The 12,151-nt window shown below is 41.3% G+C and carries 9 protein-coding genes and 1 tRNA gene; all 10 read left to right on the forward strand.

From position 1 onward, the window contains the following. The first annotated feature begins 66 nt into the window (after positions 1 to 66). The 10 genes from ABE41_RS00335 (at position 67) to hslO (ending at position 12,069) form a co-directional block, all read left to right on the forward strand. On the forward strand, positions 67 to 507 hold the full coding sequence (locus tag ABE41_RS00335; RefSeq protein ID WP_066285431.1) for a S1 domain-containing RNA-binding protein: 441 nt from the start codon (positions 67 to 69) through the stop codon (positions 505 to 507). 374 nt (positions 508 to 881) lie between these two features. Then, positions 882 to 958 (forward strand) — tRNA-Met (locus tag ABE41_RS00340). Positions 959 to 1,284: 326 nt separating this feature from the next. Then, complete coding sequence (gene spoIIE / locus ABE41_RS00345; RefSeq protein WP_066285433.1) at positions 1,285 to 3,780, forward strand: stage II sporulation protein E; 2,496 nt, start codon at positions 1,285 to 1,287, stop codon at positions 3,778 to 3,780. A 377-nt stretch (positions 3,781 to 4,157) separates the two neighbouring features. Then, positions 4,158 to 4,928, forward strand: coding sequence for a vWA domain-containing protein (locus ABE41_RS00350; protein ID WP_367642135.1), 771 nt, complete (start codon positions 4,158 to 4,160; stop codon positions 4,926 to 4,928). After that, positions 4,891 to 5,874 (forward strand): serine/threonine protein kinase, encoded by a 984-nt coding sequence (locus ABE41_RS00355; protein WP_066285437.1) that lies wholly within the window; start codon positions 4,891 to 4,893, stop codon positions 5,872 to 5,874. Before ABE41_RS00350 ends, ABE41_RS00355 begins: the two co-directional genes overlap by 38 nt. A 49-nt stretch (positions 5,875 to 5,923) precedes the next feature. After that, positions 5,924 to 7,336, forward strand: a complete 1,413-nt coding sequence (gene tilS, locus ABE41_RS00360) for a tRNA lysidine(34) synthetase TilS (protein ID WP_066285439.1) — start codon at positions 5,924 to 5,926, stop codon at positions 7,334 to 7,336. Between the two features lie 15 nt (positions 7,337 to 7,351). Continuing rightward, entirely contained in the window at positions 7,352 to 7,891 is a 540-nt protein-coding gene (gene hpt / locus ABE41_RS00365) for a hypoxanthine phosphoribosyltransferase (RefSeq protein WP_066285441.1), read from the forward strand. 49 nt (positions 7,892 to 7,940) lie between these two features. Continuing rightward, positions 7,941 to 9,848: an ATP-dependent zinc metalloprotease FtsH gene (gene ftsH, locus ABE41_RS00370; protein WP_066285443.1), complete on the forward strand. Its 1,908-nt coding sequence runs from the start codon at positions 7,941 to 7,943 to the stop codon at positions 9,846 to 9,848. A gap of 551 nt (positions 9,849 to 10,399) precedes the next feature. Beyond that, complete coding sequence (locus ABE41_RS00375) at positions 10,400 to 11,170, forward strand: type III pantothenate kinase (protein WP_066285445.1); 771 nt, start codon at positions 10,400 to 10,402, stop codon at positions 11,168 to 11,170. A gap of 14 nt (positions 11,171 to 11,184) precedes the next feature. Continuing rightward, positions 11,185 to 12,069 (forward strand): Hsp33 family molecular chaperone HslO, encoded by an 885-nt coding sequence (gene hslO / locus ABE41_RS00380; RefSeq protein WP_066285447.1) that lies wholly within the window; start codon positions 11,185 to 11,187, stop codon positions 12,067 to 12,069. The last annotated feature ends 82 nt before the right edge of the window (positions 12,070 to 12,151 follow it).

Here is a 12,151-nt window from a genome sequence, read left to right on the forward strand (position 1 = left end):
GATTTTTTCGAATGTATAATAAGTAATGATATCTTTTGAGATTTTTTAAGGAGGAGCATTTTTTGCATGTCAATTGAAGTAGGCAGCAAGTTGCAAGGGAAAGTTACTGGGATTACTCATTTTGGAGCGTTTGTTGAGCTGCCAGGGGGTACTACAGGACTCGTGCATATTAGCGAAGTTGCGGATAATTACGTAAAGGACATCAACGAATTTCTTAAAGTTGGTGATCAAGTCGAAGTAAAGGTTATGAGCATCGAAAAGGACGGAAAGATCGGTCTGTCTATTAAGAAAGCAAAGGAAAACGTTGCTTCCACTAGACCTGCACCATCAAGAGGCGGATTTAACAAATCCCGCAAAGGTCCAAATCGCGGTGGAAATAATCATCCTACTGCATTATCTTTTGAGGATAAGATGAGTAAGTTCCTTAAAGATAGTGAAGATCGACTCACAACTTTAAAGCGTAGTACTGAATCAAAAAGAGGTGGCCGCGGCGGCCGAAGAGGATAATTGATGCATTTTTAATGCTCATTCATCTATATATGGCTAGCATCCTATTCATTAGGATGCTTTTTGTTTTTATATTTTTTCTAAAGGTTGTTGCATTTGAATCATTTTTTTCTTCATTGACAAGTTGATTGGAGTGCAAGGTGCGAGACTCCTGCGGGAACAGTGGGACAGGTGAGTCTCCTAATGGTGCAAAGCGCCAAGGAGGCTCACCGCACACCCCGCGTAAAGCGAGCACCTGGAACGGAAATCAACACTTTTAAGAGCAACAAAGGTTATCCAAACAGCCCGAAAAAAACTTTTTCGACAAAAATTCAAAAGAACCGTTGACAGTTATATAGGATTCTTGTAATATACTACTTGTGTCTTTTACAAATGGCGGTGTAGCTCAGCTGGCTAGAGCGTACGGTTCATACCCGTGAGGTCGTGGGTTCGACTCCCTCCGCCGCTACCATTTTTTTCTGATACTTACATATAAAATGTTCAAGAGCGCCTGCAAATGGCGCTCTTTTTTTTATGCCTAAAAATATATTTAAATAAAATCCCCGTTTTAATTAATAATTAACCATTTATTTTTCATCATAATTCTTCTTAATCTCTTTTATTTCAAGATTTAAGTTTTTATTTTTATACGAATGCTGTCCTCTTTTGCTTTTCTTTCGTGAAATGGTGGGGAAGACCGTCGAGAAGTTTTTTTAGTAAACATTGCTCTTTTGACAAAATCTTTGTTCTAAACCTGTTTATAATGGTTACACAAATTGGAAACGGGTGGTGTATGGGATGTGGCAGAAGGTAGAACAAGAAGTACTCGAACCGATTAGAGGCATGGTGTGGGTAGAAAAAGGACAGCAGGCAGTTTACAAGACGAGTAAGAGATGGCTTCAGCTTTTGAACCAGAGCATTTTTAATTGGAGAATGCTGTTGTTTGGAATTGGCTTTTTGTTAGGACGAGCTATGATTTTAGCTGAAATGTCTCCATTTGCATTACCTTTTGCAGCGAGTGTATTTATCTTAAGAAAAGAACGGACAGGCATTGCCGTATTTGCAGTAGTAGCCGGCGCAATGACACATCAGCCGATCAATGCCTTGTTCTTCATAAGTGCCTTGCTTGTATATGCTTGTCTGCAAAAAGGAACAGATCTTTTTATAAAAAATAGGATTCAAAGCTTGCCACTATTAATATTTGGATCAAGCTTAATAACCCGAACGTTATTTTCTTTATTTGGAGAAGGCGGACTAGAGCGGGTCGATACGATGCTTGCCCTTGTAGAAGGAGGACTAAGCCTAGTACTCACATTAATCTTCCTTCAATCCATTCCATTGTTAACGTATAAGAAGATTCCTCAGTCACTGAAGAATGAAGAGATTGTTTGTTTGATGATCCTTCTCGCCTCCGTAATGACAGGAACAATCGGCTGGCAGGTCAATGATGTCTCCGTTGAACATGTCGTATCCCGTTATCTAGTGCTTTTGTTTGCTTTTGTTGGTGGAGCTGCTATCGGTTCTACGGTTGGTGTAGTTACTGGATTAATTCTCAGTCTGGCTCAAGTAGCAAGTCTCTCTCAAATGAGTTTGCTCGCGTTTTCTGGATTACTTGGCGGACTATTAAAAGAAGGAAAGAGATTCGGGGTAAGCTTAGGTCTTATCATCGGAACCGTATTGATCGGCTTGTATGGTGAGGGCAGGGCAGAAATTTCGTCTACCTTGATGGAATCAGGCTTTGCGATCCTTCTGTTTCTGTTAACACCGAAAACTGCAATCAGTAATATATCAAAATATGTTCCGGGAACAAGAGAGCATTCGATGCAGCAGCAGCAATACTTAAAAAAGATCCGTGATGTTACAGCGAGCCGTGTTGAAAGATTTTCTTCTCTTTTCCAGGCGCTGTCCCATTCGTTCGGTTCAGTTGGCTTGTCTTTGAATGAAGAAGAAAGCTCACGAGAAGTTGATTTGTTTTTAAGCAATATTACGGAAAAAACATGTCAAACATGCTTTAAGAAGGAACAATGCTGGGCTCAAAATTTCACTTCCACCTATGATTTAATGACAAAAATCATGGTTGAACAAGAAGATTACGGAGATATAAGAGACCGGAAACTAAAACGTGATTGGGAAAAGCATTGTATTAAACCGCAAAAAGTAACAGATTTAATGAAACAAGAACTATCTCAATATAAAGCAAGCCAAAAATTAAAAATTCAAGTTCAGGAAAGCCGCAGGTTAGTAGCAGATCAACTGATGGGTGTTTCTCAAGTCATGGGTAACTTCGCAAAGGAAATTCAGCGGGAACAAGAGAACCACCAGATGCAGGAAGAGCAGATCAAGGATTCATTGTTCCAGGCAGGGATTGATGTTGGACATGTTGATATTTACAGCTTGGAGGCTTCAAACGTTGATATCGAGATGACGATCCCTTATTGCAACAATTCCGGAATTGCAGAGAAACTTATTGCGCCTATATTATCGGATATTTTAGAAGAGACGATTCTTGTTACGCATGAGGAATGTGCAAATTATGCAACAGGCTTCTGTCATCTATCGTTCCATTCAGCAAGAGAATATGTGGTTGAAACAGGGATTGCTTCAGCGGCAAAAGGGGGAGCTTGGCTTTCTGGAGACAGCCACTCAACGATTGAAATTGGTGCCGGCAAATTTGCCGTAGCTATAGCTGACGGAATGGGCAACGGCGAGCGAGCCTTCATTGAAAGCAACGAAACCCTTCAGCTGCTGCAGAAAATTCTCCAGTCAGGCATTGAAGAAGAGGTAGCGATAAAATCGGTAAATTCCGTTTTATCACTAAGAACAACAGACGAGATCTTCTCAACGCTTGACCTGGCGATGATCGATCTTCAGGACGCATCTGCTAAGTTTTTGAAAATCGGTTCGACTCCAAGTTTTATTAAACGAGGTGATCATGTAAAAACAGTGGAAGCAAGCAACCTGCCGATGGGCATCATTCAGGATTTTGACGTGGATGTCGTGGACGAGCAATTAAAAGCAGGAGATATTCTGATAATGATGAGTGACGGGATTTATGAAGCACCTCGCCACATTGAAAATATAGATGCATGGTTAAAACGCAAAATAAGAGAAATCGATACAGATGATCCTCAGGAAATTGCAGACCTTATAATGGAGGAAGTTATCCGGTCAGGAAATAACGGGATCGAGGACGATATGACTGTAGCGGTAACGAAGATCGAAAAAAATATTCCGAAATGGGCAACTGTCCCTCATTACCCGAAAGTAAACTTAAACAGAAAGAAAGCCCAATAGTTTATTAGAATAAGAGGCTGCCTCGAAAATAAGTATACTTACTTTCTGAAGAACCGGCAGATTTTCCATAATTACCCTCCGCGCGGGTTGATTGGAGTACAAGGTACGAGACTCCTGCGGGACGAGTGGGACAGGTGAGACTCCTAATGGTGCAGAGCGGCAGGATGCTCGCCGCCCGCCCCGCGGAAAGCGAGCATCCTGGAACGGAAATCAACATCTTCTTAAGCAACAATGTTTACTTAATAGCTAATCAAAAGAGGCTTGGCTTTAAACGTTTATCGTTTTGAGTCATTCCTCTTTTTTATGTGCATAAAGTCCTTCTAAACGTATATTCCAAGACCTTTTTGACGATGATGGTAATACGTTAAAAATCGTACTTGAGAGGTGTTAGAGATATGCGTAAAAAAGGAACGTTAAAGCAGATTCTGCTGATTACAGACGGGTGTTCAAATCAAGGTGAAGATCCAGTAGCGATGGCGGCACTTGCTCATGAGCAAGGCATTGCAGTAAATGTAATCGGCGTATTGAATGAGGATGCTCCTGAGTATCACAGACAGGGATTAAAAGAGATAGAAGACATAGCGATGGCTGGAGGCGGAATCAGTCAGGTCGTTTATACGAAGCAGCTTGCACAAACGGTAAAGATGGTAACGCAAAAAGCAATGGCCCAGACGATTAAAGGTGTCGTAAACGCAGAGCTGCAGCAAATCCTCGGAAGCAAATCTACGATGGATGATCTTCCTCCGGATAAACGCGGAGAGGTGATGGAAGTTGTTGACGAAATGGGAGAAACTATGAACCTAGAAGTATTGGTATTAATAGATGCATCAGGCTCCATGGAAGATAAGATGCTGACAGTTCAGGAATCATTACTCGATCTATCTATCTCGCTGAATTCGAGAATCGGTGAAAATGAATTTTCTATTTTTGCTTTCCCTGGCAAAAAGAAAGAAGTGGAAGAATTATTAAGCTGGTCTTCGAAATTAGATTCGATCGGAAAAATATTTTCAAAGCTTACATTAGGCGGAATTACACCAACAGGTCCGGCAATAAAAGAAGGGATTGCTGCGTTCACTCGTAAACGATCCTCGAAAAGGAGCTTCTTGTCCGATGATGCCCCAGGATATATCGAAGAGTCCGGTATGTAACTTAGCTGCAGGAGAAGAAATTCGTGGGAAATGGAATCATTTAATTTATCGTATACACCGCCGTTTAGGTTATGGTGCAACAGGCGCAGTGTATTTGGCAGATTCTATTAAAGGCACGGTTGCTTTAAAGATCGGACATGACCAGATGTCGATTACATCAGAAGTTAATGTGCTGAAGCGTTTTTCTAAGGTCCAGGGGAAAGTCCTTGGACCTTCTTTAATCAATGTGGATGATTGGCAGACTAGAAGCGGAACATACCCGTTTTATGCGATGGAATATTTAAAAGGTGAGACGCTTTTTGATTTTATGAGACCGAAATCTTCCGAATGGGCGGGAATTCTGCTCGTTCAGCTCTTAACGGATTTGCACACACTTCATCAGGCGGGCTGGGCTTTTGGTGATTTAAAGCCTGACAACCTGCTTGTAACAGGTCCGCCGTATCGGATCAGATGGATTGATGTGGGCGGCACAACTGTCATGGACCGGTCAATAAAAGAGTACACAGAGTTCTTTGATCGGGGGTATTGGGGAAAGGGTTCCCGAAAAGCGGAGCCATCTTATGATTTATTTTCAGCTGGAATGGTTATGGTCAACCTGGCTTATCCATCACGCTTTACGAAAAAGAGTGATCCTGACAGACAGATGCAGGATGTAAGAAAAAACAGTCCTATGCTTAGACCATATGCAGATATTCTTGAGAAAGCATGGAACGGAAAATATAGATATGCTGAAGAAATGAGAAATGAGCTTGTGCTTTTATTAAATGAAAAAGATAAACGCTCGGTTCAGCAAAATAAAAAGCCTGCTGTACAAAAGTCAGCTGTACAAAAGCAGACAAGGCAGTCACAAAAGAAGAAACAAAAAAGTTTTTTTGTCGAAACTTTTTTAGTGTTTACTTTTGTATTTGTCGTTTATTTATTTTATATGCTCGGCCAGACGATGTAAGAGTGTAAGTCGGCATCATTCTTTGATATGATTTTATGGAGAAATCGGTATGAAGGAGCGAATTAGGTTGCAGCATGTTGAAAATTTCATTAAAAAGCACCAGCTTCTTTCATCTGCGAAAACAGTTGTTGTTGGCGTTTCCGGTGGACCTGATTCATTAGCATTGCTTCATTTTTTATGGAAGCGGTCAGCCATGTACAGCATTGAAGTAGTTGCAGCATCCTTTAATCATAAGCTTAGGGGAGAAGAGTCTGCTCATGAACTGGCGATTACCGAAAAATTTTGTGCAGAAAGAAACATCCCGTTTGATGGAGGAGAAGCAGATGTGGCAGCCTACCAAAAAGAGAACAATCTCTCATTGCAGACAGCAGCCAGAACATGCAGGTACGATTTTTTTGAGCGGGTGATGAAGAAGCACAAATCAAATGTTCTTGCGCTCGCTCATCATGGTGATGATCAAGTAGAGACGATGCTGATGAGGATGACAAGAGGAAGCGAGGGATACAGTATTGCAGGAATACCTGTCAAACGCCCTTTTGCAGAAGGTGAAATTATTCGGCCTTTTTTAGGAATAACGAAAGCCGAAATCGAGCATTATTGTAAAGTAGAAGATCTTTATCCTGTTTATGATCCGTCGAACGAAAGCGAAAAATATGTGCGAAATAGATTCAGAAAAAAAGTACTGCCTTTTTTAAAACAGGAAAATCCAAATGTTCATGAAAGGTTTCAGTATTTAAGTGAAACCATTACAGAAGATGAAGCGTATATATTACATCAGGCTGAAATAGAGTTAGAAAAGGTTTTAATAGTCAAAACAGAGGGGAAAATAGAGTTATCTGTATCCGCATTTAACAATATGCCTATTCCTTTACAAAAAAGAGGGATTACACTAATATTGAACTATCTGTATAAATTAAATCCTTCATCTCTTTCCTCTGTACATAAGGAAAACTTTCTTAGTTTGCTCGGAAGTGAGCATCCATCCGGATTTTTGCATTTTCCGTCAGGCCTTTTTGTCAGCCGAACTTATGACAGATGTACGTTAAGTTTTGAGCCGGTAAATAGTGAAGAACCATCATATGAGTTTTCTATGGATCTGCCTGGCATAGCGGAAGTACCGATTGGAATATTAACTGCTGAAATAACGGATTGTGAACCAGCTTCAATTAGAGGAAAAGATGTTTTTGTGTTTTCACCGAATGATGTAAGTCTCCCTTTACGAGTTCGAAACCGCAGACCAGGCGACCGGATGGCGATTGCTGGCGTCGGTACGCGGAAATTAAAAGATATATTTATTGATGCTAAAGTGGCACAGGAAGAACGGAAAGTTTGGCCTGTCGTTGTTAATGCAAACGGCGATATAATTTGGCTTCCCGGACTGAAACACACTGGACGCAAATCTTTTAATCATTCTGAACAGTGGGTTATCTTACACTTTCAAAAAAATCGCCATGACGTCTAGGAGGCTTGTTGAACTATGCATGATGAAATTTTAGAAACACTTATATCCGAAGAAGCCATTCAAGGGAAAATAAAAGAACTTGGAAAAGAGCTTTCAGAGGAATATAAGGACAGTTTTCCATTAGTAATTGGAGTTTTAAAGGGTGCATTACCTTTTATGGCAGACCTGATTAAACGAATGGATATCCACCTTGAGATCGATTTAATGGCTGTTTCCAGCTATGGAGCTTCTACCGTTTCTTCCGGTCAAGTGAAAATCGTTAAAGATTTAGATACTTCCTTAGAAGGTCGAGACGTAATCATTGTAGAAGATATTATTGACAGCGGATTGACTCTTAGCTATTTGGTTAACTTGTTCAAAGCACGCAAGGCCAAAACGGTTAAGATTGTAACATTGTTAGATAAGCCAACAGGTCGAAAAGTAGACATTACACCAGATTTAGCAGGCTTTATCGTTCCTGATGCTTTTGTTGTCGGATACGGCTTGGATTATATCGAGAAGTACCGCAACTTGCCTTACATTGGCGTATTAAAGCCAGAGATCTACGAAAAGTAAGAATAACAGAACCGCATAAGATTTGATTGTTCGCCTAAGGAGGTAAGGAATGAATCGCATCTTCCGTAATACTATATTTTATTTATTAATCTTTTTAGTTGTAGTTGGAGTTGTCAGCTTTTTCAACGGCAACAACAATGAAGTAAAAGAAATCCGTTATGACCAGCTGACAAAGTACATTGAAGACGGTAAAGTAGAAAGCATTGTTTACCAGCCAGAGGGTGGCGTTTATGTTGTCCGAGGAAAGCTGGAGGGAGCGAAAGAAGGAGAAGTATTCCAGACGAATGCTCCGTTAACCGGCAATACACTTGCTGAGATTGAACAGCTTGCAGACAGTGCAAATGTTGAATTCAAACAGCAGGAACAGACGAGCGGCTGGGTTACGTTCTTTACATCAATTATCCCGTTTGTCATTATCTTTATTTTATTCTTCTTCTTGCTTAATCAAGCCCAGGGTGGCGGAAGCCGAGTAATGAACTTTGGGAAGAGCAAGGCAAAACTTTATAACGAAGAAAAGAAAAAAGTTACTTTTAAAGATGTAGCTGGAGCGGATGAAGAGAAGCAAGAACTTGTAGAAGTTGTTGAATTCTTGAAAGATCCTCGCAAATACTCTGCACTCGGTGCACGTATTCCTAAGGGTGTTCTTTTAGTCGGACCACCGGGTACTGGTAAAACACTTCTTGCACGTGCTGTAGCAGGTGAAGCTGGCGTTCCGTTCTTCTCGATTTCAGGTTCTGATTTCGTTGAAATGTTCGTCGGTGTCGGTGCTTCCCGTGTCCGTGATTTGTTTGAGAACGCAAAGAAAAACGCTCCTTGTATCATTTTCATTGATGAGATTGATGCTGTAGGACGCCAGCGTGGTGCTGGTCTTGGCGGCGGCCACGATGAACGTGAGCAGACTCTGAACCAATTGCTTGTTGAGATGGATGGTTTCGGTGCGAATGAAGGAATTATTATCATCGCAGCTACAAACCGTGCTGATATTCTTGACCCGGCACTTCTTCGTCCGGGACGTTTTGACCGCCAGATTCCGGTTAACCGCCCAGATGTAAAAGGCCGTGAAGAAGTTCTTCAAGTGCATGCGCGCAATAAGCCGCTTGCAGAAGACGTTAACTTAAAAACGATCGCGATGCGTACTCCAGGATTCTCTGGTGCGGATCTTGAGAACTTGCTGAACGAAGCGGCTCTTGTTGCTGCTCGTACGAATAAGAAAAAGATTGATATGGACGACGTTGATGAAGCGATCGACAGAGTTATCGCAGGACCTGCTAAGAAAAGCCGTGTTATTTCTGAAAAAGAAAAGAACATCGTGGCTTACCATGAAGCTGGTCACACAGTAATTGGTCTTGTTCTTGAAGGTGCCGATACCGTTCATAAAGTAACAGTTGTTCCTCGTGGCCAAGCCGGAGGATATACGGTAATGCTTCCTAAGGAAGATCGTTATTTCATGACTAAACCTGAATTAGAAGATAAGATCGTTGGATTGCTTGGAGGCCGTGTTGCCGAAGAGATTACATTCAAAGAAGTAAGTACAGGTGCTCATAATGACTTCCAGCGTGCAACGGGTATCGCTCGCCGCATGGTAACGGAGTTTGGTATGAGTGACCGTCTCGGACCAATGCAGTTTGGTTCTTCTCAAGGAGGCCAAGTGTTCTTAGGAAGAGACTTCAATAATGAGCAAAACTACAGTGATGCCATTGCGCATGAGATTGATTTAGAAGTACAGCGCATCATTAAAGAATCTTATGAGCGCTGCCGTCAGATTCTTACAGAGCACAATTCTAAATTAGAAATCATCGCACAGACATTGCTTACTGTTGAAACGCTTGATGAAGAACAAATCAAAGAACTTGTTAAAACAGGTCAGCTTCCTGAAAAGAAGACGATTTCTAAACCATCTGATGATGTTAAGGTTACACTTAACAAGAAGGATGAAGATGAACCAAAACAAGATTAATTTTTACAAAAGGATGCCTCAGATCTTGAGGTGTCCTTTTTTTGTAATGTCTTTTTCGTATGCTTTGTGTTTGTTATGATAGAAGCTAATCTCCGCTGCAGGACTCGCTTTCCGCAGGGTGTGCGGTGAGCCCATTCGCCGCTTTGCGTCATTGAATGGTCTCACCTGTCCCACTCATCCTGCAGGAGTCTCGCCCTTCCGCTCCAATTAGCTATTCAATGAAGAATTTTTACAAAACTCTCTTGTAGCAACATCTTTTAGAAAATCTTTTAGTAAAGTTGTTCTTTCTCTTCATTACCAGTTGATTGGAGTGAAAGGTGCGAGACTCCTGCGGGACAAGCGGTCAGGTGAGACCCTTTAAGGCGCGTAGCGGCAAGGGGCTCACCGCCTGCCCCGCGGAAAGCGAGTACCTGTAACGGAAATCAACCACTTCCAAGAGCACCAAAGATTACTCAACGAGTGAGTATTCCAATAAGCCGCGTTACTTTACTCCTATACGTTTTGTGTTATAACTATTATAGAAACTTAAGATAAGAAGCGGGGACAAATTCATGATTTTTGTGTTTGATGTCGGAAATACGAATATTGTTTTAGGGCTATATGAGAACGATGAACTGAAGCACCATTGGAGAATTCATACATCTCGTGAAAAAACAGAAGACGAATATGGCATGCTGATACTCGATCTGTTCCGGCATGTGAATATTAATAAAGAACAAATCGAAGGAATCATCATATCATCTGTTGTTCCTCCAATCATGTTCGCATTAGAGCGTATGTGCTTAAAATATTTTAATCAGCGTCCGCTGATTGTTGGTCCTGGTATTAAAACCGGGCTGAATATAAAGTATGAAAACCCAAGAGAAGTTGGGGCTGACCGAATCGTGAATGCAGTTGCTGCGATCCATGAATACAATTCACCATTGATCATTGTCGACTTTGGAACGGCTACAACATACTGCTACATTAATGAAAATAAACAATACATGGGTGGTGCAATTGCCCCAGGTATCAATATCTCAACAGAAGCACTTTACACAAAAGCAGCTAAGCTTCCGCGTATCGAAATCGCAAAGCCTGAAGGTGTGATCGGGAAAAATACAGTTAATGCTATGCAAGCCGGGATACTTTATGGATATGTAGGACAAGTAGAGGGTATTGTAAAAAGAATGAAGGAACAATCACCGATTGAGCCAACTGTAATCGCAACAGGCGGTCTTGCGAATCTGATCGCAGCCGAAAGCAGTGTTATTGACCATGTAGATCCTTTCTTAACATTAAAAGGTCTATTGCTTATTTACGATAAAAACAAGAATGGCTAAAAGGATGAGTAATAATGAATGACTATTTAATTAAAGCCCTTGCATTCGACGGGCAAGTTCGTGCATATGCTATTTCAACAACAGAGATGGTAAGCGAAGCGCAGCAAAGACATAATACGTGGCCGACTGCATCAGCTGCACTTGGGAGAGCGATGACTGCTTCTACCATGATGGGGATGATGCTAAAAGGCGAAGACAATAAAATTACGGTTAAAATAGAAGGCGGAGGTCCGATCGGCGTAATCATCGTTGACAGCAACACGAAGGGTGAAACGCGCGGTTATGTTACGAACCCTCAAACTCATTTTGATCTAAACAGCAAAGGGAAACTGGATGTAGCACGTGCTGTTGGAAAGAACGGATACCTTTCCGTATTAAAAGATATCGGAATGCGTGAAAAATTCACAGGACAAGTTCCAATGGTTTCAGGTGAACTTGGTGAAGACTTTACGTATTATTTTGCTTCCTCTGAACAAGTGCCTTCTGCAGTAGGGGTAGGTGTACTTGTAAATCCGGATAATTCAATTAAAGCTGCGGGCGGATTCATTATTCAGGTGATGCCAAATGCTTCAGACACTATAGTTGATTTGCTCGAAGAACGTATTAAAGTTATTCCGCCTATCTCGCGCCTAATTGAAAAGGGATTGGCTCCTGAAGAGATTTTATTTGAGCTTTTAGGTGAAGATCAGGTTCAAATCTTAGAAAAGTCACCGGTTCGTTTCCAATGTACTTGTTCACACGAACGTTTCGGACAAGCAATAGTAAGTCTTGGAGAACAAGAAATTAAAGATATTATTGAAGAAGACGGACAAGCTGAGACTAATTGCCAATTCTGCAATGCTACCTATATTTTCTCAAAAGAAGAACTTCAAACTTTGCTCGAACAAGCAAAATCCTAGACCCGGAATCTTTCCGGGTTTTGATTTACACATGAAAATTATTTTTTTGCGTACGATTGTAATAGGACGGATATCACAGGCT

Source organism: Fictibacillus arsenicus, from assembly GCF_001642935.1.
In the GTDB taxonomy this organism is placed as follows: domain Bacteria; phylum Bacillota; class Bacilli; order Bacillales; family Fictibacillaceae; genus Fictibacillus; species Fictibacillus arsenicus_B.